General features: G+C 73.3%; 19 protein-coding genes. 5 read left to right on the top strand and 14 right to left on the bottom strand.

The features are described 5' to 3' along the window. The first annotated feature begins 66 nt into the window (after positions 1–66). Positions 67–1695 (top strand): zinc-dependent metalloprotease, encoded by a 1629-nt coding sequence (locus OG519_RS23325; RefSeq protein WP_405587270.1) that lies wholly within the window; start codon positions 67–69, stop codon positions 1693–1695. Next, a complete protein-coding gene (locus OG519_RS23320) occupies positions 1692–2228 on the top strand; it encodes an NUDIX hydrolase (RefSeq protein WP_405587268.1) in 537 nt (178 codons plus the stop codon). The genes OG519_RS23325 and OG519_RS23320 overlap by 4 nt, the downstream gene beginning before the upstream one ends. 153 nt (positions 2229–2381) lie before the next feature. Here the strand turns inward: OG519_RS23320 and OG519_RS23315 are convergent, their stop codons facing one another. From OG519_RS23315 to OG519_RS23300, 4 genes are all read right to left on the bottom strand, one after another. Next, positions 2382–3146 (bottom strand): AIM24 family protein, encoded by a 765-nt coding sequence (locus OG519_RS23315; RefSeq protein ID WP_405587266.1) that lies wholly within the window; start codon positions 3144–3146, stop codon positions 2382–2384. A 16-nt stretch (positions 3147–3162) separates the two neighbouring features. Then, positions 3163–3846 (bottom strand): AIM24 family protein, encoded by a 684-nt coding sequence (locus tag OG519_RS23310; RefSeq protein ID WP_405587263.1) that lies wholly within the window; start codon positions 3844–3846, stop codon positions 3163–3165. A gap of 6 nt (positions 3847–3852) precedes the next feature. Continuing rightward, positions 3853–5433: a TerD family protein gene (locus OG519_RS23305; protein WP_405587260.1), complete on the bottom strand. Its 1581-nt coding sequence runs from the start codon at positions 5431–5433 to the stop codon at positions 3853–3855. A gap of 105 nt (positions 5434–5538) precedes the next feature. Next, positions 5539–6081, bottom strand: coding sequence for a M48 family metallopeptidase (locus OG519_RS23300; RefSeq protein WP_405592925.1), 543 nt, complete (start codon positions 6079–6081; stop codon positions 5539–5541). Between the two features lie 305 nt (positions 6082–6386). On the opposite strand from OG519_RS23300, the gene OG519_RS23295 reads away from it, so the two are divergent. After that, positions 6387–7493: a TOMM precursor leader peptide-binding protein gene (locus tag OG519_RS23295; protein WP_405587258.1), complete on the top strand. Its 1107-nt coding sequence runs from the start codon at positions 6387–6389 to the stop codon at positions 7491–7493. A gap of 8 nt (positions 7494–7501) precedes the next feature. Next, positions 7502–8839 carry an ABC1 kinase family protein gene (locus OG519_RS23290; RefSeq protein ID WP_405587255.1) on the top strand — a complete coding sequence of 446 codons (1338 nt, stop codon included), beginning with the start codon at positions 7502–7504 and terminating at the stop codon, positions 8837–8839. A gap of 12 nt (positions 8840–8851) precedes the next feature. Here the strand turns inward: OG519_RS23290 and OG519_RS23285 are convergent, their stop codons facing one another. The 5 genes from OG519_RS23285 to OG519_RS23265 all read right to left on the bottom strand — a co-directional run bounded on the left by OG519_RS23285 (position 8852) and on the right by OG519_RS23265 (position 12850). Then, on the bottom strand, positions 8852–9064 hold the full coding sequence (locus OG519_RS23285) for a hypothetical protein (protein ID WP_405587252.1): 213 nt from the start codon (positions 9062–9064) through the stop codon (positions 8852–8854). Between the two features lie 104 nt (positions 9065–9168). Continuing rightward, complete coding sequence (locus tag OG519_RS23280) at positions 9169–9522, bottom strand: hypothetical protein (RefSeq protein WP_405587249.1); 354 nt, start codon at positions 9520–9522, stop codon at positions 9169–9171. Continuing rightward, on the bottom strand, positions 9519–9887 hold the full coding sequence (locus tag OG519_RS23275; protein ID WP_405587246.1) for a WhiB family transcriptional regulator: 369 nt from the start codon (positions 9885–9887) through the stop codon (positions 9519–9521). The genes OG519_RS23280 and OG519_RS23275 overlap by 4 nt, the downstream gene beginning before the upstream one ends. Before the next feature lie 153 nt (positions 9888–10040). Next, a complete protein-coding gene (locus OG519_RS23270) occupies positions 10041–10415 on the bottom strand; it encodes a hypothetical protein (protein ID WP_405587243.1) in 375 nt (124 codons plus the stop codon). A gap of 137 nt (positions 10416–10552) precedes the next feature. Beyond that, complete coding sequence (locus OG519_RS23265) at positions 10553–12850, bottom strand: ATP-dependent DNA helicase UvrD2 (RefSeq protein ID WP_405587240.1); 2298 nt, start codon at positions 12848–12850, stop codon at positions 10553–10555. Between the two features lie 176 nt (positions 12851–13026). Here OG519_RS23265 and OG519_RS23260 point away from each other — a divergent pair, with 176 nt between their 5' ends. Continuing rightward, entirely contained in the window at positions 13027–13284 is a 258-nt protein-coding gene (locus tag OG519_RS23260) for a mycoredoxin (protein WP_405587237.1), read from the top strand. 170 nt (positions 13285–13454) lie between these two features. Here the strand turns inward: OG519_RS23260 and nudC are convergent, their stop codons facing one another. The 5 genes from nudC to OG519_RS23235 all read right to left on the bottom strand — a co-directional run bounded on the left by nudC (position 13455) and on the right by OG519_RS23235 (position 23657). Next, positions 13455–14420: an NAD(+) diphosphatase gene (gene nudC, locus OG519_RS23255; protein ID WP_405587234.1), complete on the bottom strand. Its 966-nt coding sequence runs from the start codon at positions 14418–14420 to the stop codon at positions 13455–13457. A 529-nt stretch (positions 14421–14949) separates the two neighbouring features. Continuing rightward, positions 14950–18234 carry a UvrD-helicase domain-containing protein gene (locus OG519_RS23250; protein ID WP_405587232.1) on the bottom strand — a complete coding sequence of 1095 codons (3285 nt, stop codon included), beginning with the start codon at positions 18232–18234 and terminating at the stop codon, positions 14950–14952. Positions 18235–18441: 207 nt separating this feature from the next. Continuing rightward, on the bottom strand, positions 18442–19230 hold the full coding sequence (locus OG519_RS23245) for a hypothetical protein (RefSeq protein ID WP_405587229.1): 789 nt from the start codon (positions 19228–19230) through the stop codon (positions 18442–18444). 220 nt (positions 19231–19450) lie between these two features. Further along, entirely contained in the window at positions 19451–22996 is a 3546-nt protein-coding gene (locus OG519_RS23240; protein ID WP_405592923.1) for an ATP-dependent helicase, read from the bottom strand. 250 nt (positions 22997–23246) lie between these two features. Next, positions 23247–23657, bottom strand: a complete 411-nt coding sequence (locus tag OG519_RS23235; protein WP_405592921.1) for an MGMT family protein — start codon at positions 23655–23657, stop codon at positions 23247–23249. Between the last annotated feature and the right edge of the window lie 60 nt (positions 23658–23717).

The following is a 23717-nucleotide window of genomic DNA, read 5'->3' as shown; positions in this document are numbered from 1 at the left end:
GGGAGTACAGCCCATCACACTCAGCCCAAAGACACTGCCCATCACGACACAGAGCCGAGGAATCCCGTGAGTGACATCCCATTCGGATTCGGCGTCCCTCCCGAGGAGCCCGAGGACGGGGACGAGGGCAATCAGGCGAGGGGGAGCGGCGGCGGCCGAGGTGGCACCGGCGGAACCGGTGGCACTGGCGGTAGCGGTGGCACCGGCGGTACTGGCGGCCAGGGTGGCCAGCCCAATCCGTTCGGCTTCGGCGGTACCGGCGGCGACAACCCCTTCGCGGCGATGTTCGGCTCGCTGAACCCCAACGACCTCGGCGCCGCGTTCCAGCAGCTCGGGCAGATGCTCTCCTACGAGGGCGGCCCGGTGAACTGGGAGATGGCCAAGGACATCGCCCGGCAGACCGTGGCCCAGGGCACCGCGGACGGCGTGAAGGACGCGAGCGTCGGACGCGCGGACCGGGCCTGGGTCGAGGAGGCCGTACGCCTGGCCGACCTGTGGCTCGACAGCGCGACGTCGCTGCCGTCCGGCGCCGGCAGCGCGGTGGCGTGGAGCCGCGCGGAGTGGGTCGAGGCCACGCTGCCGGTCTGGAAGGACCTGGTCGATCCGGTCGCCGAGCGGGTGGCGGGCGCGATGGGCGATGTGCTGCCGGAGGAGATGCAGGCCATGACCGGGCCGCTGATCGGCATGATGCGGTCCATGGGCGGCGCGATGTTCGGCTCGCAGATCGGGCAGGCGCTCGGCACCCTGGCCGGCGAGGTGGTCGGCTCCACGGATGTGGGTCTGCCGCTCGCGCCGGCCGGCAAGGCCGCGCTGCTGCCGGCGAATGTGGCCGCCTTCGGTGACGGCCTGGGCATCGCCCAGGAGGAGGTGCGGCTCTATCTGGCGCTGCGCGAGGCCGCCCACCAGCGGCTCTTCGCCCATGTGCCGTGGCTGCGGCAGCATCTTTTCGGTGCGGTCGAGGGCTACGCCCGGGGCATCAAGGTCGACACCGAGCGCCTGGAGGAGGCGGTCGGGCAGCTCGACCCGTCGCAGCCCGAGCAGTTGCAGGAGGCGTTGCAGCAGGGCATGTTCCAGCCCGAGGACACGCCCGAGCAGAAGGCCGCCCTGGCCCGCCTTGAGACGGCGCTCGCCCTGGTCGAGGGGTGGGTGGACGCGGTGGTGCACGAGGCCGCCGCCCCGCACCTTCCGTCGGCCGGCGCGCTGCGCGAGACGCTGCGCCGCCGCCGGGCGACCGGCGGACCCGCCGAGCAGACCTTCGCCACGCTGATCGGTCTCGAACTGCGGCCCCGGCGGCTGCGTGACGCGGCCCGGCTGTGGGCCTCGCTCACCGACGCCCGCGGCATGGACGGCCGGGACGGCCTGTGGGCCCACCCGGACATGCTGCCGACCGCGGCGGACCTGGACGACCCGGACGGCTTCGTGCACCGGGAGCCCGAGGAGTCCCTTGACTTCTCCGAGCTGGACAAGATGCTCGGCGAGGCGGTGAACGGGCCGGCCCGGCCGGATGACCCGTTCACCAAGCGCACCGGCAAGGACGCGGGCGCCACCGAGGACACCGCGGACACCACGGACACCGATGACGCGGGCGAGGCCGGCGCCGGGACCGACGAGCAGGGTCCGGCGGGCGGGAAGGGTGGCGCGACCGGAGATCGGGACGACGAGGACGGAAACGGGAACGGGGACGCCGCCAAGTGAGTGGTCTGCACGCGGACGCGGTGGCCGTCCTGGAAGGCTGGCAGGCGCCCGACGAAGGCCAGGAGAAGCTGCGCCATGAGTATCTGGCGCATCTGGCCGCCCACCCCGACGGCATGTGGAAGCCCTGCCAGGACGGGCACATCACCGGCAGCGTGCTGGTGGTCGACCCGGCAGGGGAGCGGGTGCTGCTGACCCTGCACGCCAAGCTCCGGATGTGGCTCCAGATGGGCGGCCACTGCGAGCCCGAGGACGCCTCGCTGCCCGGAGTCGCCTTGCGGGAGGGCGCCGAGGAGTCCGGTATCGAGGGGCTGCGGCTGCTGGTGCCCGAACCGGTCCGGCTCGACCGCCACCACACGCCGTGCGCCTGGCATCTGGACGTGCAGTACGCCGCGCTGGCCCCCGAGGGCGCGGTGGCGGCGATCAGCGACGAATCGCTCGACCTGCGCTGGTTCTCCTACCCGGAGGTCGACGAGGTCGCGGACGCCTCGGTGCGGGCGCTGCTGCACCGCACCCGCGTCCTGCTCGGCGGCTAGCCGGGGCCGTCAACCGGCCCTCAAACGGCCGACAACCAGCCGAACACGGCCGACAACCGGCTGACATCGAGTGGCACCCGGTCGCACCCGACCGGTGGAGCGGCGTCCCGGTGGTCCGGGGCGCCGCTCCACCGCTGTCAGCGTTCGGCGCCGTCAGCGGTTGGACCAGATGTTGCCCGGGTTCTGCGCCTGGATGCCCTGCTGACCTACCCCGTAGGCGGCGCGCAGACCGCTCAGCGGCATGTTCTGCGGCGGCATGAGTTCGCTCGGCTGGACCAGGACGTATCCCTGGCCGACGAAGTTCAGCTCCCAGCCCTCACCGGTGCTGCCGCGGCGGCGGAACACCGAGGAGCTGCTGGTCTGCGCCTGCATCTGCACCCGCAGGCCGCTGGACCAGGCGACCACCGCGTCGGCGTCGCACGAGACGTACTTGTCCGGGGTGACCGGCATCATCAGCGGTTTGCCCGAGGTCATCAGGGCGACCTTGCCGCCGCCGGAGATGTTCAGGTTGTACTGCCCGGTGCCGGAGAGGCCGAACTGGCTGTCGACGGCGATGACGTCCCAGTGCAGTCCGGAGTCGAGCGCCAGCACGTAGGCGCTGTCGACGGTGAGCCCGTCGTGGTCCACGTCGAGGACGTGGATCTGCTGGGCCAGGTTGGCGAGGAAGACGGTGCCCTGCCCGGAGCAGCGCATCAGGTCGAGGCCCTCGCCGGTGTGCCGGCGATTGCGCCGCTGATACGGGGACTGGTATTCGCCGTCGAACTCGATCATGCCCTGGTAGGCGACCATCGAGCCCTTGCGGGCCAGGCAGTCGGGTCCGGTGTTGCCGTCGAGCCGGACCCGCAGCAGATAGGAGTTCTGCAGGCTGTAGTGGTCCTGGTTCTGGACCTCGGTGTAGGCGAAAAGCGGGCTCTGCATGATGTGTCGCTCCCCCTCAGCCCCGGAACCGGAGCCGGTCGGTACTGTCCTCGCTCGGCTGGACGACCACGAAGCCCTGCCCGGAGAAGGCGATCTGGAAGGCCTCTCCGCTGCCGCGTCCGATCAGCGCCGACGCCTTCAGGCTCCGCTTGGCCTTCATCTTCAGCCCCGACGACCAGGCGACGAGGGCGTCCGGGTCGACGTAGGTCTCGTCGGCGCCGGAGCCGCAGTCGACCACGATCGGGGTGCCGCGTGAGGTGATGGCGACCCAGCCGACGCCGCTCACCCCGACGTTGAACAGGCCCTGTCCGGCGAACTTGGCCAGGCCCTTGACCCGCTCGACGCCCCAGGTCAGATGGGCGTCGAAGGCGAGCAGATTGGTGCCGTTGACCGACACCGACTCGTTGTTGAGGTTGAGGCAGACCACGTCGGCGCCGTAGTCGGCGAGGTAGAGCAGGCCGTCGCCGCTGCACTTCATCAGCGGGGTGCTCTCACCGGTGAGCCACGCCGACGCCATCTGCCGGACCGCGGGCGGGTTGGGCTCGTACTGCACGAATCCCTCGTAGGCGACCATCGAGCCGGAGCGCGCGAACAGGTCCTGGCCGGTCCGCATCGCCACCTTGAGCATCGAGGAGCCGTGGTTCTCCATCCGGGCGGCGATCGGCGTGGGTGCGTATCCCGCGATCATCTGCTGGTCCATGGCGGGTCACACCTCGTAGGGCTGGACGACGATGAAGTTGCCTGGCGCGCCGCGGAACTGGAGGTTCACCGTCTCGCCGCTGTGGCCCGGATAGACGGTCCTGCGCAGCCGCACCTGGCTGGAGACGATCACCTGGGCGGCGGACGACCAGGCCACGATGGCGTTGCTGTCGGCGTAAGTGGTGGGGGTGACCGGGAGCACCACGGGGGTGCCGTGGGTCTTGACGATCACCGTCCCGGTGCCCTGGAACTGCATGGTGAACAGGGCGCCGCCGGGGATGCCGTGGCCCTCGATCCGGCGGACCTCGTGCTGGAGGCTCTCGTCGAAGGCGAGGACATTCTCCGCCGAGACGCAGATGGCGTCGCCCTGGAGCTCGATGGGGTGCAGATAGGCGGCGTTGTCGGCGAAGAAGACCTGGCCGGGGCCTGTGCAGCGCATGAGCTGCATCTCCTGGCCGGTCATATTGCCGATGACGCGGCCTTTGAACCCCGCGCCCTTGTAACCGAAGTCGACCTTGCCCTGGTAGAGGATCATGCTGCCCTGGCGGGCCAGCACGGGCTGGCCGCCGGCCTGGCTGAGGTCGGCGCGCATCATCTTCGGGTTCTGCTGGGTCCAGCGCTGGCCGGTGGGCAGTTCCTTGTACTTCTGCATGGCGACGGCCAGGCCCGCGCCCTGGGTGGGAGTGGGGATGGCGGGCTGGGCGTAACCGGCGGGCGCGCCGCCGTAGCCGGGCGGCTGGGCGTAACCGGGGGGCTGCTGGAAGGGGTTGCCGGGCGGGGTCGGCGGACCGGGCGGGCCGGGGGGCGCGGTGGGCGGCGGGACCTGGCCGAACGGCGGGGCCCCGGGCGGGGACACCATGGGCGCGATCATGGTGGGCGCCTGGTGGATGGCCGGGTCGCCGGAGGCGCCGTACGCAGGGGCGGGGGCGGGCGGGGGCGCGGGGGCGCCGAAGGACGGCTGGGGCGGCGGGGGTGCCTGGGCCGGGACGCCGGGCGGCGGGGCGAAGCCGGGGGCGGCGAAGCCTGGAGCGGCCTCCTCCTGCTGCGGCGCCGGCTCCTCCTCTGCCACCTCGCCGCCGAAGTTGCGCAGCAGAGCGGCCAGTCCCCCGTCGAAGCCCTGCCCCACGGCGGCGAACCGCCAGACGTCCTTGAGGTAGACGTCGGCGAGCATCACGGCCCGCTCGGTGCTGAATTCCGCGCCGGTGAACGCGTAACGGGCGACTTCCTGGCCGCCCGCCACGATCCGCAGATAGCCGGGGCCCACCTGGGACATCCGTCCGTCACCGTCGATGGTCGCGGTGAAGGACAGCTTCCGCACGGTCGGCGGGATGCGGTCCAGGGTGACCCGGAACGACTCGGTGTCGCCGGACTGCGCGCCGAGGAGCTGAATGGATTCCTCGGGCGACTTCGGCTGGTTGAAGAAGATGAAATACCGGTCGTCGGACAGTTGCTCCTGCGCGTCGAGTCCGAAGCAGCTTATGTCGAAACTCATGCCCGGCCCGCTGATCTGCACGCCGACGTAAAGATCCGTGCCCGCCGTGAGATCACTGATCTTGGCCTTGTGGCCACGCTGGAATTCCCTGGCCATGGTGCGACCGTCCCCCGTCCCCTCTGGTCCTGCTTTTCGCGTTGCGCCAGGCTAGCCGCTCGGACCGACAGCGGCCATCCGCACGGCCATGCCGCGGCCGCCCGGTTATTCGCCCCGGGCGCCGTCGAGGTCGCGCTGCGGATCGGGCAGCCGGTCGACGGCGTCCACGCCTTCCAGATAGCCGCGGGCCCGCTCGGTGCGCGGGTAGCTCTCCAGCAGCTTCCAGAACCGCGGGCCGTGTCCCGGCACCAGCAGATGGGCCAGCTCGTGCAGCAGTACGTAGTCGATGACGTACTCGGGCATGCCGCGCAGCCGGTGCGAGAGCCGGATGCTGCCCTCGGCGGGGGTGCACGATCCCCAGCGGGAGTTCTGGTTGGTGACCCAGCGGACGGTGTCGGGGACGGCGCGCCCGTGCAGATACTGTTCGGAAAGCCGCTGCGCGCGGGCTGCCAGCTCGTCGTCGCCGGGCATCCGGCGGCTCTCCTGGGCAGCGAGCTTCTCCAGCATCACCGCCACCCAGCGCTGCTCCTCGGCGGCCGACATCCGGGCCGGGATCAGCACGATCGTGCGATCGCCGTCGCGGTACGCGGAGACCGTCCGGCGCCGGCGGGCACTGCGGCGCACCTCCACGGCTCCGGGCCCACTCATCCGGAGGCCCCGGGTGGGCTGGCTGGCGAGGTTGGGCGCGGGATCGGCGGACACGTCTCGACGGTACCTGCTGCGCCAGCGCGACGTCCCGTCCCCAGGCCGTTTGATCCGTGAATCACCTCGGTTCGTGCGCATATTGAACGACTATTCCTCACAGCCTGTGGATAACTTATCGGCCGACCGTATCCGTCGCGGCACTCTGGCACTACGCACTCACCGAGCGTGAGACCGCGCCCCGCTCGCCCGGACTCGCCCCTCAATCGCCCGGGCATCACCCAGGACCCGCGAAGGAACGGAAGACGATCATGCGTCCCATGCTCAAGACCGCGCTGCGCCGCTGCTGGCGCGACCGGGAAAGCGTCCAGTTCGGTATGGACCCGGCGCACGCGGTCGTGCTGGAGCCGGTGGACGGCCCCGCCGCCGGTTTCCTCGACCTCCTCGACGGCACCCGCAGCGCCCCCACCCTCACGCGCGACGCGGGCGCCCTCGGCCTCGGCCCCGACCGGGTCAGACGGCTGCTCGGCCTGCTCGCCGAGGGCGGGGTGCTCGACGACGCCAGCAGCCACGCCTCCCTGGCCGCCGCGATACGGCACCGCACCCCGGCTCTCGACCGGCTCCGCCCCGACCTCGCCGCCCTCTCCGTCGTCCACCCGGGACCCGGCGGCGCGGCCGCCCGGATACGGCACCGCCGGGCGTCCCGGGTCCGGGTCCACGGTGCGGGCCGGGTGGGGTCGGCGCTGGCCACCGTGCTGTCCGCGGCGGGCGTGGGCGCGGTGGACCTGATCGACACCGGGCGCGTCGAGCCGTGGGACGCCACCCCCTGCGGCATCCCCGCCGACCACATCGGCGACCGCCGCGACGCCGCGGGCCGCGGCGCGATCCGCCGCGCCGCGCCGGAGCCACGGGCGGCGGAGAACCCCCGTCCCGCACCGAGCCAGGGCTCCGACCTCATCGTGCTCGCGCCCCGTGACGGCATCGACGCCTATGCGCCCGAAGTCGCCGAGGCCCGCCGGCTGGTGGCCGCGGGGGCGCCGCACCTTTACGCGGGGGTGCTGGAGGGTACGGGTGTGGTGGGTCCGCTGGTGCTGCCGGGGCGCACCGGCTGCGGGGAGTGTCTGGGGCTGCGGCTGGCGGCGGCGGATCCGGCGTGGCCGCGGATGCTGGCGCAGCTCAGATCGGGGCGGCAGCCCGCGGTGCCGGCCTGCGACATCGCCCTGGCCACGACGGTCGCGGGCCTTGCCGCGGCGCATGTGCTGGCGTATGTGGACGGCCGGGTGCCGCCGAGTGTGGGCGCCCGGGTGGAGGTGTCCCTGGGCCGGTTGTCGTCCCGGGTGCTGGCGCTTCCGGCCTACGTACGCTGCGGGTGCGGGGCCGCGGCGGGGCACAATGGCGATGTGACCGATGGGAAATGAGGGGGCGCATGTCTGATCTTCCGCGCAAGGCGGTGACCCGTACCGCGAAGTTGGCGGCGCTCCCCCTGGGGTTCGCCGGGCGGGCCACGCTGGGACTCGGTAAGCGCATGGGCGGGCGGCCGGCCGACGAGGTCGCCTCCGAGTTGCAGGAGCGCACCGCCGATCAGCTCTTCAAGGTGCTCGGAGAGCTCAAGGGCGGCGCGATGAAGTTCGGGCAGGCCCTGTCGGTGTTCGAGGCGGCGCTCCCGGAGGATGTGGCGAGTCCGTACCGTGCCGCGCTGACGAAGTTGCAGGAGGCGGCGCCGCCGCTGCCGGCCCGTTCGGTGCACCGGGTGCTGACGCAGCGGCTGGGCACGGGATGGCGTTCGCTCTTCGCCGAGTTCGAGGACACGCCGGCCGCGGCCGCGTCGATCGGGCAGGTGCACCGGGCGGTGTGGAGCGACGGCCGGAAGGTCGCGGTGAAGGTCCAGTATCCGGGGGCCGGGGACGCGCTGCTGTCGGATCTGTCGCAGCTCGGCCGGGTGGCGCGGATGTTCGGTCCGCTGATTCCGGGGATGGACGTGAAGCCGCTGCTGGCGGAGTTGCGGGCCCGGGTGGCGGAGGAGCTGGACTACGCGCTGGAGGCCGAGGCCCAGCATGTGCACGCGGTGGAGTTCGCCGGCGATCCGGACATCCAGGTGCCGGATGTGGTGCACCAGGCCGACGAGGTGCTGGTCACGGAGTGGATGGACGGGGTGCCGCTGTCGGAGGTGATCTCCAGCGGTACGCGGGAGATGCGGGACCGGGCGGGCCAGTTGCTCGCGCACTTCCTCTTCGCCGGTCCGGCCCGTACGGGGCTGCTGCACGCGGATCCGCATCCGGGCAATTTCCGGCTGCTGACCGACGAGGGGCCGGCGTCGGGGTGGCGGCTCGGGGTGCTGGACTTCGGCACGGTGGACCGGCTGCCGGAGGGTCTGCCGCTGCCGATCGGTACGGCGCTGCGGCTGGCGCTGGCGGGTGACGCGGAGCAGGTGTACGCGATGCTCCGGGCGGAGGGCTTTGTGAAGCCCACGATCGAGCTGCACGCCGACGCGGTGCTCGACTATCTCCAGCCGATCATCGAGCCGGCCGGTCGGGAGGAGTTCACCTTCGACCGGTCGTGGATGCGGGCGCAGGCGGCGCGGATCGCCGATCCGCGGTCGCCGGCGCACCAGTTGGGCAAGCAGCTCAATCTGCCGCCGTCGTATCTGCTGATCCACCGGGTGACGCTGAGCACGATCGGGGTGCTGTGTCAGCTCGGCGCGACGGTGCGGTTGCGGGACGAGCTGACGGAGTGGCTGCCCGGTTTCGCCGCGGAGTCCGTCTAGGGAGCGTCAGGGTTACCACCGGGCGGAGTCGAGCCGCCCTTCGATGCTGCGCAGATGTCGTCGGGCGCAGTCGTCACAGAAGTAGCGGCGGTCGCCGTTCTCCACGGAGCAGGGCCAGGTCAGGGGCAGTCCTTCGGCGGTGTGCCCGCAGTGGGCGCACCGGGTGGTGGACGGCGTGGTCGTGGTGGTGGTCCTCGGCGTGGTCTGGGACTTCTTCTGATCCACTGGGTGACGATACCTCCGCGCCGGGTGGCTTCGGCACCGCGACGCCGTGCGGGACCGGTCGCTTTCGACCGGTCCCGCGGGGATGGTGCGTCGCGCCGTGCTGCTTACTGCATGACGGCCATGGCCAGCGCGCGCCGGGCGCGCAGCGAGGCGCGTTCGGCTCGGCGCTGGAGGCGGCGGGCGGTGAGCAGGCGGCGCGACCTGCGTTCGTGCTCGGCCTCCTGCAAGCGCTGTTGCATATGGGCCCTCGCCAGTGCTTCTGGCATGAGTTGCATTTCGAGGTTCCTGTTCTGGTGCGGCCCGTGGGCATCGCGGGGGTGGGCGGGAAGTTCGCGGTGGGTGGGCGTCATGGGGGCCTGATTCTTCGGATTCATGGGGTTCTTGGGGTCACGGCGCTTCGGATCGTGCGTCAGTGGGCGGTCGATGGTGCCGGGGATCCGGGTTTTCCTGGTGTTCATGCCGCGACAGCGTTCTTGCGCGGGCGGCCACGGGGCCGCTTGCGGGGCACGACCACGCCCTGGATGAAGAGTTCGCCGCCCCAGACACCCCAGGGCTCGCGGCGGTCCTTGGCGCCGGCGAGGCAGGCCTCACGGACGGGGCAGGTCTGGCAGAGGGACTTGGCGTACTCGACATCGGCCGGGGACTCCGCGAAGAAGACCTCGGGGTCGTAGGTCCGGCACGGGACGGGCACGCCGAGTCGCTCGATTTCGTCGTCGAGCTCAGTGAGGGGCAGCAAGGGGATCTCCGAGGGAGGCGCGGGCGGGTGGTCGACGTAGCCCGTGTCGGGCTTGGGTCCGGACGTTTCGTGCTGGGAGGTGGGCACGGTTGGTTCGTTCCTCAATCTGTCGGTCCGGCCGGTCGGCCGGTTTTCGGTTGTGTCTGCCCGGAGCGGCAGACTTTCCGTCTGGAGAAAACAGAAGGGCCGCGGATCCCGGTCGGGGATTCCGCGGCCCTGAGGTGCCGGCCTGACGCTCTGTCAGGCTGGATCACTCCAGGGTTGGAGCCCGCGGAAGGCCCACTTGGTGCCGTGCTGCGTCTTCTGCTGTCCGTTGAGCAGGTGTCCGTCGAACGCGGATTCGCCGACGGTTAGACCATTGGCGGCCTTCGAACCCTTGGCGGTACCAGCGCCGGCGCCGTTGGCCGCCGCCGCAAAGGCATAGGCCTGCGCCGGTGCCGCTGCCGCCGCTACCGCGGACGCCTGGATCGGTCGCTCACTCCGCTCACGCACGGGCAGAACCGGCATGGGGGCGGGGGTGGCGGACAGACCGGTGGCATCCGGCGAAATACCGAGCGGGCAGGCGGCGATGACCGAACGATCGGTCACTTTGGTGGTGGTCATCAGGTTGATCATCGGGCTCGCCTCCTCTCGGCGTCTCGTAAGGGCGGTGGACGGTACTCGGGTAGTACATCACGATCGGGTGGGCCCTTGGAAGGGCCGTTCCCGTGCGTGCTCAGGAAGGCTATGGGGACTTCCGCGGGATGCGCAAACTATTTTTCAGCTTCTTCTCCGGAAGATTCTCCGGGCTCCTCGAAAGGGTCCTCGCCCAGGTCGTCGGGCGGTTCCTCGTCCGACTCGGGGGCCGGCCGGGCCGTCGCGGGCTCCGCTTTCCCGGCGGGCGCGGGCTCCTGTTCTTCGCTGATTCCGCCGTCCGCGACCAGGGCCAGCACGTCCGCCCCGAACTTGTCGAGTTTGCGGGCGCCGACCCCGGCGATGGAGGAGAGTTCCGCTTCGCCCTCGGGCCGGACTTCGGCGATGGCCAGCAGGGTCTTGTCGGTGAACACGCAGTAGGCGGGCTGCCCGAGGGTCTTGGCCTGTTCCATCCGCCAGACCCGCAGCCGCTCGTAGAGCCCTTCGTCCAGGTCGGAGGGGCAGTCCTCGCAGCGCATCAGTTTGATCTCGCCCGCGTCGGACAGGGTGCGGCCGCACACCCGGCAGAGCACCGGGCCGCGGCGTTTGCGCCCGCCGCCCGTGCCGCGTTCCGCCCCGGCACCGCCCGCCGCGGCGCCGCGTTGGCCGCGGACCGCCGAGCCGGGGCGCAGTCCGTCGAGGAAGCGGGAGGGGCGGCGGCCGCCGCGGCCGCCCGGGGAGCGGGACAGCGCCCAGGAGAGGTTGAGGTGGTAGCGGGCCCGGGTGACGCCGACGTAGAGCAGCCGGCGCTCCTCCTCGATCTGTTCGTCGGTCTTGGCGTAGGTGATGGGCAGGGTGCCTTCGGTGAGGCCGACGAGGAAGACGGCGTCCCATTCCAGGCCCTTGGCGGCGTGCAGGGAGGCGAGGGTGACGCCTTCGACGGTCGGGGCGTGCTGGGCGTTGGCCCGTTCGTCGAGCTCGGCGACGAAGTCGGCGAGGGTGGCGGTGGGCCGGGCGGCCGTGAAGTCCTCGGAGAGGCGGACGATGGCGGCGAGTGATTCCCAGCGGTCGCGGACGGCGCCGGAGCCGGCGGGAGGTTCCGAGGCCCAGCCGCGGGAGCTGAGCACGTCCCGCACCTGCTGGGGGATGGTGGCCTCGCCCTCACCGGGGTCGATGGAGGCGCGGGCGGCGCCGCGCAGCAGCATGCCCGCCTCCCGCACCTCGGGCCGCTCGAAGAAGCGTTCGGCGCCGCGGAGTTGGTAGGGCACCGAGGCATCGGCGAGCGCCTGCTCGTACACCTCGGACTGGGCGTTGATGCGGTAGAGGACGGCGATCTCGCTGGGCCGCACCCCGGAGTCGATGAGCTGGCGGATGCGGCGGGCGGCGCCCTCGGCCTCGGCGGGTTCGTCGGCGTACTCGGTGTAGGCGGGGTCGGGGCCGGCCTCGCGCTGCGAGACGAGTTCCAGCCGGTGGGCGGCGGCCTGGCCGCGGGCCTGGCCGAGCAGTCCGTTGGCGAGGCCGACGACCTGGGGGGTGGAGCGGTAGTCGCGGACGAGTTTGACGACGGTGGCGTCGGGGTGGCGGGTGCGGAAGCCGAGCAGGAAGTCGGGGGTGGCGCCGGTGAAGGAGTAGATGGTCTGCGAGGCGTCACCGACCACGCAGAGGTTGTCCCGGCCGCCGAGCCAGAGGTCGAGCAGCCGCTGCTGGAGCGGGCTGACGTCCTGGTACTCGTCGACGACGAAGTGCTGGTACTGCGAGCGGACGGTTTCCGCGACGTCCGGCCGGTCCTGGAGCACGCCGACGGTGAGCAGCAGCACGTCCTCGAAGTCGATCACGCCGCGGTCGCGTTTGAGCTGCTCGTACGTGGTGTAGATGCGGGCGATCTCGGCGGCGTCGCGGGGGACGTCACGGCCGGTCTTGGCGGCGGCGGCCGGATACTCCTCGGGCACGGTCTGAGTGACTTTGCACCATTCGATCTCGCCGGTGACGTCCCGCAGTTCGTTGCGGTCCAGGCGGATCCGGCAGCGCGCGCCGGCCTCGGCGACGAGCTGGATCTTGCGCTCGATCAGCCGGGGCAGCTCGCCGCCGACGGCCCGGGGCCAGAAGTACTGGAGCTGGCGCAGGGCGGCGGAGTGGAAGGTGCGGGCCTGGACGCCGCCGGCGCCCAGCATCCGCAGCCGCCCGCGCATCTCGCCCGCGGCCCGCGCGGTGAAGGTGACGGCGAGCACGGTCGAGGGCTGGAGGATCCCGGCGCGCACCCCGTAGGCGATCCGGTGGGTGATGGCCCGGGTCTTGCCGGTGCCGGCTCCGGCGAGCACGCAGACCGGTCCGTGCAGGGCCGTGGCGACGGCGCGCTGCTCGGGGTCCAGGCCGTCGAGCACCGCGTCGGGGGAGTCGGGGATCGCGGGGAAGAGCGAGTCGTGGGTTGTCGCAGTCACCCCGCCACTCTGCCAGGTCTCGCGGACGCCCCGGAGAAGTTGTCCACAGCCCTCTTCCGGGTGACACCGGAATGCGCCGCCAGGGTGACGCGTTGAGCTGGTGGCACACCCTGGAACCGCTGGAACCACCCATGGATCCCCCGGACCGCCGGGACGAGGAGCGAGGAGCGACGCCGATGTCGGGCACCGTGACCATGTACAGCACGAGCTGGTGCGGCTACTGCCGGCGGCTGAAGAGCCAGCTCGAACGCGAGGGCATCGCGTACGAGGAGATCAACATCGAGCAGGACCCGGCGTCCGCGAAGTTCGTGGAGGAGGCCAACGGTGGGAACCAGACCGTGCCCACGGTTCTGATCAGCTCCGGGTCGGGCACCTCGACCACGCTGACCAACCCGTCGGTCGCCCAGGTCAAGCAGGCGCTCACCGCCGCGTGACCGCGAGTGCCCCGACGACGGCCACCCGGCCGCGTCGGGGCACGGTCGGTGCCGCGCGCCGTCGGGGGCGGGGGCCTGGATGTCGAGCGGGTCGGGACGTCGGGGCCATCGCGGCGTCGGCGTATCGGAGGCGCGCTCGCCTCACAGCGTGCGAAGGCGCCCCGATCGCTTCAGCGTGCCCCGCCGCCCTGTCGCGGCAGCGGCTTGCCGTACCAGAGTTCGATCAGCCGGGCCGCGATGGAGATGCCGAACGGCGGCAGCACCTCGCCGGAGTCGAAGGCCGCGGTGAGTTCCTCCCGGGAGAACCAGCGGGCCTCGTGGATCTCCTCGCCGTCCACGGTGATGTCGGAGCTGGTGGCCTGGGCCATGAAGCCGAGCATCAGGCTGGACGGGAAGGGCCAGGGCTGGCTGGCGATGTACTCGACGTCGCCGACGACCACGCCCGCCTCCTCCAGCACCTCGCGCCGCACCGCGGCCTCCAGGGACTCGCCGGGCTCCACGAATCCGGCGAGGGTGGAGAAGCGGCCCTCCGGCCAGTGGACCTGGCGGCCGAGCAGGGCGCGGTCCTCCTCGTCGGTGACCAGCATGATCACGGCGGGGTCGGTGCGCGGGTAGTGCTCGGCGCCGCAGGCGGGGCAGCGGCGGATGTGGCCCGCGGCGGCGATGACGGTGCGTTCGCCGCAGCGGGAGCAGAAGCGGTGCAGGCGCTGCCAGTTCTCCAGCGCGACCGCGTGCACCATGAGGCCCGACTGGAGCGGGGAGAGCAGCCCGCCGACCTCACGCAGGCCCGCCGGGCGGGCGGCCTGGTCCATCCTGCCGGGCAGGCTGTCCTTCTGGAGGGCGAAGTAGCGCACGCCGTCGGACGGGTCGATGCCGAGGAAGTAGCGGTGCATCTCGGTCTCCGGCGCGTCGAACGCCGGGGTCATGACGAGTTCGGTGCCGCCGTCACCGCCGTCACCGCCGTCACTGGTTTCCTGGACCAGCACCTGACCGCCGGAGACCACGAACACCCGGGTGGTGGGGTGGCTCCAGGCCGCGGCCAGCCATGCCTCGTCGAGCCGGTGGTGGGCCGCGCGGTCCACGCCCTCGTGGGTGAGGGCCAGCGGCTGCGCTGTGGTGTCGAGACGTCCGGTCAAGGCTGCTTCCTGCTCCCCGTCGAATGAGTGTCCGGCTCGGCGCCTGGCTTGGCGATCGGAGCCGCTCCGATGACCTGCCCGGCGTCGGTGTGGTGCGCACGGCCGTACCGGGGGTCCTGGTGACCCATGCGATCGATGCCCGTCACCGGGCGGACTCGTCGGCCCGGCCGGCCCGGTCCGGCGCCGGGTCCAGCGTGGTGTTCACCGAATGCCAACGGTCGGACGGCACGGAAATTCCCCGGGACGTTACGGGAACGGCCGGTGTGTTCCGCCGGGCGGTGTCCCACCGGGCCGTCCGGGGCCGGGAGCGCGGGGTGGGGATGCCGGAAATGGGTGCGTCTGGTGGGATCCGGGACATCTTCGTCCTGGGTGGGGCTCATGGGTACGAGCCTAGCCGCCGTCCGGGATGCGCAGAACCGGCACCTTCGGCGCGGTCGAGCGTGCGGGGAGCGCGGGGGCGCGAAGGAGCGTGCAGGGGCGTGCAGGGGCGGGAAGGAGGGGCCGGGACAACGAGCGGGCGCGCGGATCGTCATGGCGGCCCGTCGGTGATCAGACGCTCCAGGGCCGCGCGGTCCGGCAGGTGCGGCGGCCGGACCAGCTCGCCGCTGCGGATGTGCAGGAAGGCGGCCCGGACCCGGCTCAGCGGGACGTTCCGCTGCTCGGACCAGGCGACCCGGTAGATGGCGAGCTGGAGCGGGTCGGCGGCGGCCGGATTGCGGCCGGTCTTCCAGTCGAGGAGCTCGTAGCCGTCGGCCTCGCGGTAGACGGCGTCGATCCGGCCCCGGATGAGGCGGCCGGCCAGCGCGATCTGGAACGGCTCCTCGACGCGGTACGGGGTGCGGTCGGCGTAGGGGGTGCGGAGGAAGGCGTCCTTGAGCGCGGTGAGGTCGTGCTCGTCGGCGATCTCGTCGCCGGGTTCGATGCCGGGGAGGTCCTCGGGGGCGAAGAGCGGCCGGGCGTCGAAACGGGACTCGACCCAGGCGTGGAAGCGGGTGCCGCGGCGGGCGGCCGGGGCGGGAGGCCGGGGCAGCGGGCGGGCCAGCTCCCGGGCGAGCGCGTCGGGGTCGGCGGCCAGCCGCATCAACTGGGTGGCGGTCAGGGTCGCGGGCAGCGGTACGTCCCTGACCGTCGCCCGGGCCCGCCGCAGTTCGCCGGCCAGGGCGTCCAGGTCGCGATCCCAGGAGGCGACCAGCCTGGCCTCCTCGGGTACGAGATCGGCCTCGCCGGGGGCGGCCGCGCCGGATTCGGTACGGGGCGCGGGCAGGTCCGCCGCGCGGGCCTCGCGGGTGGCGTCCAGGTGGGCCAGGACCGCGGTGGCCGCCCGGCGGCGGCGGCCGAGTGCCTCGGCGTCGAGCGGCAGCGGCCAGGGCGGCTCCGCCACCCGGTCGAGGGCCGGGTTGGTCGCCCCCGGCTCCGGTCGGGGCGCCCAGTGGTCGATCTCGCCGTTGCCCGCCTCGCAGTGCTCACGCAGGGCGTCGAGGAAGGCCGAGGGGCCGAACGCTGATTTCTGCGTCGGCCCCCACCAGTGCCCGGAGCCGAGCAGCAGGGACCGGGGCCGGGTGAAGGTGACGTAGCCGAGGCGCAGCTCCTCGATCCGCTGGTGCTCCTTCATCGCGTCGCGGAACTCGTCGAGGCCGGCCCGGGTCCACTCGGCGACATCGGGCAGGGTCGCGGCGTCGCCGCGCAGGCTGTGCGGCAGCACCTTGGCGTTGGCCGGCCACAGCTCCCGGCCGCGCTCGCTGGGGAAGCCCTTGGCGACCAGGCCGGGAACCGCCACCACGTCCCACTCCAGGCCCTTGGACTTGTGGGCGGTGAGCACTTTGACGGTGTTCTCGCCGCCGGGCAGGGCGCTGTCCAGGCCTTTCTCGTACTGGGCCGCGGTGCGCAGGAAGCCGAGGAAGGCCAGCAGGGTCGCCTCGCCGTCCAGTGCGGCGAATCCGGCGGCCACGTCGAGGAAGGAGTGCAGGGTCTCGCGGCGCCGGGCGGCCAGCGCGTGCGGGGAGGCGGAGAGTTCCACGTCGAGGCCGGTGACGGTCAGCACTCGGTGCAGGACGTCCATCAGCGGGTCGGCGAGCGCCCGCCGCAGCTCCCTGATCTCGGTGGCGAGCCGGGCGAACCGCACCCGGGCCTCGGCGGAGAAGGGCAGTTGGGAGCCGTCCGCCGCGCCGCCGGGGCCGGGCGCGGGCTCCGCGTCCAGGAAGGTCTCCAGCGCGTCGGCGAGGGAGATCACCTCGGCGGGGTCGGTGCCTTCGACGGCCGCGGCCAGCGGATCGCCGCCGTCACCGGCGGCGCCGGTGTACCGGACGAGTTGGCGCGCGCGGCGGCCGAGCAGCGCCAGGTCGCGGGGGCCGATCCGCCAGCGCGGCCCGGTGAGCAGCCGGACCAGCGAGGCGTTGGCGGTGGGGTCGTGCAGCACCTCGCAGACGGCGACGAGGTCCGCGACCTCGGGCAGGTGCAGCAGCCCGGACAGGCCCACCACCTCCACCGGGATGTCGCGGGCGACGAGCGCGGCCTGGATCTCGGCGAAGCGGCCGGCGGTACGGCACAGGACGGCGATCTCGCCCGGGGCGGTCCCGGTACGGACCAGGTGGGCGATGGAGTCGGCGAGCCAGCCCGTCTCCTCCTCCTGGGTGGGCAGCAGGGCGCACCGCACCTGTCCTTCCCGTTCGGCGCCGGGCGCGGGGCGGAGTGCCTCGACGCCTTCGTGCCGGGCCCGCAGTTCGGCGGCGAGGGTGTTGGCGAGGTCGAGCAGCCGGCCGCCGGAGCGGCGGTTCTCCTGGAGCGCGTACCGGTCGGCGGGGCGTCCGTCGGCGTACGGGAAGTGCCGGGGGAAGTCGTCGAGGTTGGCCACGGAGGCGCCGCGCCAGCCGTAGATGGCCTGGCAGGGGTCGCCGACGGCGGTGACGGGGTGGCCGGTGCCGCCGCCGAAGAGTCCGGCGAGCAGCAGCCGCTGGGCGACCGAGGTGTCCTGGTACTCGTCGAGCAGCACCACCCGGTACTGGTCGCGCAGGATCGCGCCGACCTCGGGCCGGTCCTGGGCGAGGGCCGCGGACAGGGCGATCTGGTCGCCGAAGTCGAGCAGTTCCCTGCCGTGTTTCTCCGCGCGGTAGGCGGCGGCCAGTTCGGCGAGGTCGCGGCGGGCGGCGACGGTCCGCCGGACGTCCCGCACCCAGGCGAAGCCGCGTTTGTCCGGGTCGAGCGCGGACAGTTCCTCGGCGAGCCCCGAGTCGTACGCCCGCAACCGCTCAGGGGTGACTAGGTGTTCGGAGAGTTCCCCGGCGAGGGCGAGCAGGTCGGCGACGAGGGTGGGCAGGCCCTTGGTGAGCGCCGGGTAGGGGCCGGGGGCGGATCGCAGCACCCTGGCGGCAAGTTGGTAGCGGGTGGCGTCGGCGAGCAGCCGGGCGGTCGGTTCGAGGCCGATCCGCATGCCGTGGTCCTTGAGCAGTTGACCGGCGAACGCGTGGTAGGTGGAGATCCGGGGTTCACCGGGCGGGGTCGCTTCCTCGCCGGGCCGGGGCGGCAGCGGTTCCGGGTCGGTGACGCCGGCCTGGACCAGCGCCTTGCGGACCCGCTCGGCGAGTTCGCCGGCCGCCTTGTTGGTGAAGGTCAGCCCGAGGACCTGCTCGGGCGCGACCTGTCCGGTGCCGGCCAGCCAGACCACCCGGGCGGCCATCACCGTGGTCTTGCCCGAGCCGGCGCCCGCCACGATCACACCCGGCGCGGGCGGCGCGGTCACGCACGCCAACTGCTCCGGGGTGAAGGGGATGCCCAGCAGTTCTCTCAACTGCTCGGGTCGGGTGATGCGGGCTGCCACCCGGGTGAGGCTATCCGGCACGGCCGACATCACACGCCGGGGCCATGGTGCCCCCGGTTCGGCGGCCCGGCCCTGCCGGCCGCCGGCACCGGCGGGCAGCGCGGGGCGTCCGGATGGTCCCGGAACCGCCCCAACAGGCCCCCGTACAGCCTCCGTACCGACCCGGGCACCGTCTCGGCGCCGGCTCAGCGAGGACTCAAAACCGGCTCATATGGAGAAGCCCTTGGGATCCCCGAAGGCGGAGAAGTCGACGGTCTGGTCGGCCGGCGGCGCGGCGATGTGCGGCATCTCACCGAATCCGCTGAAGGTCCCGGTGTCGGAGGTGTCCTCCTCGGTGAAGAGGATGTACGGCGTGCCGGTGGCCGCCACGTACAACCGGGTGTCACCGTCGTCCGGGGAGTGCTGCGTCAGCGGCAGCACCCGCTGCCCCCGGTACTCGATCGGGCGGCCCTTGGTGACGGTTTGGCCCGCGTCCTCCTGCGACGCGGCCGTCATCATGGTCTTCAGGTCGCAGAACTCCTTGAAGCCGCCCTGCTTGGCGGCCCCCGCGGGCAGCTTCAGCCACTTGCCGCCCGCGAGTTGGGCGATGACCGAACCGTTGGCACCGCCCTTGGCCTTCCAATACGCGGCCTCCGCCTTCATGTAGTAGGCCGAGCCGGTGCCGATGACCTGGAACCGGCCGCCGTCGTCGTCGACGGCCGCCGCGCACTTCCCCGAGGCGGTGACGGCGGCCGTCATGTGCAGCGGCTCGTCGTCGTCCCCGGTGATGTGGAGGTCGATGGTCATCGACTTCGCGGTCAGCATCGCCTGTTCGGCGTCGTGCAGGACCCGCTCACCGGTCTCACCGGCGAACGGACCGGCCTCCGTGGTGGTCGAGATCGGCCGCACCAGTGGCGCGGCCGATGATGGGTCCTTGTCCCCGCCGCATCCGGTGAGCCCCGCGACGGCCGCGCCCGCGACGAGGACCGTCGCCAGAAGTTTTCGTGTGGCCAGCACGGCCGCCCCCTCCACAACACGCGCGCACATTCCCCAGCGCGTCCCACCCCGAAAGTCGTAGGAACAATCTAGCGCCCGGGACCGACAGCCCCTTTCGGCTGTCCACAGGCCCGGTGAGTTGTCCACCGGCCGCCGGCCGCCTCGCACGGACGGCGCCCACGCGCCAAAGCTCCACGGCACTCCCGAACTCCACGGCGCGCCAAAGCTCCACGCCGCGCCGTCACTCCACGATGTGCCGGCCCTCCGGCTGAGCCGTGCACGACGCCCGGAAGGCGCAGTGCGCGCAGTGCTGCCCGGCCGCCGGGGTGAACCGCTCGTCCAGCACCCGCCCGGCCGCCCGGGCCAGCAGATCCTCCGCCCACCCGCCCTGGCCGGCCGGCTCCCCCGACGCACCCGGCTCCCCCGACGCACTCGACTCGCCCCGCTCACCCGGCCCGTCCAGTGGCCCCTGCCGCTGCACCACCGGCAGCGTGTCCCCGCCGTCCCGCTTGGTCGCGCCGAGTCGCAACTGGACCAGTTCGGCGCCGCCCGCCCGGGGCCGCTCCTCGCCGAACAGCGAGTCGACGGCTCCCTCGCGCACGGCGAGCTGGTAGACGGCGAGCTGGGGATGGTGGGCCACTTCCGCGGCGGTCGGTTTGGCCCGCCCGGTCTTGAAGTCCACCACGTACGCCTGTCCTTCGGCGTCCGTCTCGACCCGGTCCATGCTGCCCCGGATCCGTACCCGGGCCTCGCCCGCGTCGAGGGTGACGTCGAAGGTGTGCTCGCCGGCCACGATCGTGCGGCCGCGCTCCATGACGTGCCAGCGCAGGAAGCGTTCCAGGGCGGCGCGGGCGTTCTCCTTCTCCTGGCGGGACTTCCAGGGCGCGTCGAAGGCGAGCGCGTCCCAGACCGAGTCCAGCCGGGCCATCAGCACGTCGAGGTCCGCCGGGGTGCGGCCGGAGCCGACCTCGTCGGCCAGCACGTGCACCACGTTGCCGAAGCCCTGGGCGGCGGTGGACGGCGGCTCGGCCTTGACCTCGCGGCCGAGGAACCACTGGAGTGCGCAGGTGTTGGCGAGTTGGTCCAGGGCGCTGCCGGACAGGACGACCGGCTGTTCCCGGTCGCGCAGCGGCACCGCCGAGCGGGTCGGCTCGTACAGGCCCCACCAGCGCTCGGGGTGGGCGGCGGGGACCAGCGGGTGGCCGTCGTCGTCGAGCGCGGCCATTCTGGCCAGCCGCTGGGCGGCGGCCTCGCGCAGCGCCAGCGAGGCGGCCGGATCGACGGTGGTGGCCCGCAGCTCGGCGACCAGCGCGGCCACCGCGAGCGGCCGGCGGGGCCGGTGGGTGACGTCCTGCGGCTGGACGCCGAGTTCGGCGAGGAAGCGGGACGGCTGGTCACCGTCGTCGGCGGCGGCCTTCACCGCGGTGACCAGCAGGCGCTCGCGGGCGCGGGTGGCGGCCACGTAGAACAGGCGGCGCTCCTCGGTGAGCAGCGCGCCCTGGCTGAGCGGCGGGGCCAGGCCGTCCCGGCCGATCCGGTCTGCCTCCAGCAGCGAGCCGCGGCGCCGCAGGTCGGGCCATACGCCTTCCTGTACGCCGGCCACCACCACCAGCCGCCACTCGTGTCCTTTGGCGCGGTGCGCGGTGGTGAGCCGTACGGCGCCGGGCCGTACGGCGCTCGCGGTGCGGGTGTCGGCGGCGATGTCGAAGGCGGAGAGCTCCTCGATCAGGTTGAGGGCGCCCCGGCCGCCGGTGCGCTCCTCGGCCCTGGCGGCGGTCTCGAAGAGCGCGCACACCGCGTCCAGGTCGCGGTCGGCGTTGCGGCCGGCCGGGCCGCCGCGCAGCGCCGCGCGCTCCAGCCGTCCGCTCCACGGCGAGCCCGCCCACAGGCCCCACAGCGCCTCTTCCGCGGTGCCGCCGGTCCGCAGCGAACGGGCCGCCTCCCGCAGCAGCCGGCCCAGCCGCACGGCTCCCCGCGCGTACGCCTGGTCGTACGTGGCCAGCCGTTCGGGTTCCGCCACGGCCTCGGCGATCAGCACGTCGGAGGGGCGCGGGACGGGCTGCCCGGCGGCGCGTTCCTCCTCCCGGAGCGCCCGCCCGAGCCGCCTCAGGTCCGCCGCGTCCATGCCGCCCAGCGGTGACGTGAGAAGGGTGACGGCGTCCTCGACGCGTAGGCGAACGGCCGGCTGGGGCGCGCCGTCGGCCGCGCCGCCTTCCCCCGCCGAGGCACCCGCCGCGTCGCCCGCCCCGCCACCCGGCACACCCTCCTCCGTACCGGACGCCCCCGCGGGGCTCCCCCGCCGGGCCGCCCGGTCCGGCCCCGCCGATTCCGCCGCCACCCGGAGGGCGAGCAGCAGCGGCGCCACCGCGGGCTCCGCGTGCAGGGGCGCGTCGGAGGAGGCGAGGTCGACGGGGACGCCTGACGACATGAGGGCGCGGCGGAGGGCGGGGAGCGCGGCGCCGCTTCGGACGAGGACGGCCATGTCGGCCCACGGGACGTTCTCCTCCAGGTGGGCGCGGCGCAGGACGTCGGCGATGGAGTCGACCTCGGCGCCCGGCGTCGGGTACGTACGGACGGCGACCGCTCCCCTGACCGCGCTCCCCGCGGGACCACCGGCCGCGCCACCGCCCGGCCCCCCGGCCGAACCGCCCTCCGCCGCAAAGGCAGCCTTCACCGAAGCGGCAGGCCCGGCAGCGGCCGTCATCGAAGCGGCCGGGCGCCCCTCCGCGATCGGCGTCGGGAAGCGATGCGCGCGGGCCACCGCCGCGGGCAGGCGGGGCAGCGGCAGCCGGCCGCTGAGCTGACGGGTGGCGGCGAGCAGCGGCGCGGTGGCCCGGTGGGAGCCGGTGAGGACGACGATGGGCGCGGCCCCGCCGTCCCGCCGGGGGAACCGCTCGGGGAAGTCGAGGATCGCGTTGACGTCGGCGCCGCGGAACGCGTAGATCGCCTGGTCCGGGTCGCCGAAGGCGACGAGCGTCCGGCCGCCCCCGGCCAGCGCCCGCAGCAGCCGGACCTGGGCCGGGTCGGTGTCCTGGTACTCGTCGACGTACACCGCGTCGTACCGCCGGGCCAGCTCCGCGTGCACGTCGGGTCTGCGCGCCAGCCGGACCGCCCGGTGCACCAGCTCGGTGTAGTCGATGACGCCCTGGAGGTCGGTGACGTCCAGGTACTCGGCGAGCAGGTCGGCCGCCGCCCGCCAGTCGGGCCGCCCGATGCGGCGGGCGAAGTCGCGCAGTGCCTCCGGCGCGAGGCCGAGTTCGCGGCTGCGGGCCAGCACCGCCCGCACCTCGTCGGCGAATCCGCGGGTGGTCAGGGCGGCCCGCAGCTCGTCAGGCCAGCGCACCCGGGCCCGCCCGTCGCGAACGAGTTCGATCTGCCCGGCGAGCAGCTCGCGCACCATCAGGTCCTGCTCGGGACCGGAGAGCAGCCGTACGGGTTCGGCGTAGCGGTCGGCCGGCTGGTGGGCCCGCAGCAGGCCGTAGCAGTAGGAGTGGAAGGTGAGGGCCTGCGGGGCGACCGGGGCGGTACTGCCCGGCGTGTCGGACCCGAGCCTGGCGGCGATCCGGTCCCGCAGGTCCAGGGCCGCCTCGCGGTGGAAGGTGAGGACGAGGATCCGTTCGGGCGGGGTGCCGGCCCGCGCCCGCGCGGTGACGGCCTCGACGAGGGCCGTGGTCCGGCCCGTGCCCGGTCCGCCCAGCACCAGCAGCGGTCCCGCCCGGTGCTCAACCACCGCTCGCTGCCTCGCGTCCAGGAGAGGGGGTGCGGCGGGGACCACCGGGGTACGCACGAGCCGGTAGCCTCCGACGCCCGGGCTTGTCGTAGCGGTCGGGTAGGGCGCGCGGGGAGCGGCCGGTCCCGCGGCCGGGCCGGTCGCCGCCGGGGTGGACGGCGCGCCGAGGGGTGCGCTGAGGGAGGGCAGGGAGGGGTTCACGTGATCAGCCGGTTTCGAGGGGGTCAGGCAATGTACTCCGGACGGGCGGCCATGGGCACGGTCGGCCCCCGGATGGCGGAAGCTGGATGACATGACCTTGCGGCCGTCACCCGTCACCGTCCTCGCGAGTCCCGCGACTCCCGCGAGCCGGGGCCGCGGCCTGTCCGTCCCAGCGGGCCCGGCGCATGTCGACCCGCGGGATGTGGCCCTCCGCCGCCGGGCCGGATCCCCGCAGCGGCGTGCCCTCGGAGCGGTAGTGGTCGAGGGCCCGGAGCTCGTGTCCGGGCAGCAGCACGCCGTCGGAGCGCACGACACGCCACCACGGCACGCCCCCGCCGTAGTGCGCGAGGACCCGGCCGACCTGGCGGGGGCCGCCCTCGCCGAGCCACTCCGCCACATCCCCGTACGTCATGACCTTGCCCGGCGGGATCACGTCGACCGTGTCGAGCACCCGTTCCGCGTAGTCGCCGGGCGCCCCCGGGTCGTTCTCGCCGCTCTTCTCGCTCATCTCGCCCATCCTGCCCCAGACCGCCGACACCGGGGGGTTCCGGTGCCAACCGCACATGGGTCGTGCCAC

Origin of the sequence: Streptomyces sp. NBC_01190 (assembly GCF_045039895.1) — a bacterium.
GTDB lineage: Bacteria > Actinomycetota > Actinomycetes > Streptomycetales > Streptomycetaceae > Actinacidiphila.
The sequence above is the reverse complement of the archived record's forward strand: the minus strand, read 5'-3'. Positions and strand labels throughout refer to the sequence as shown.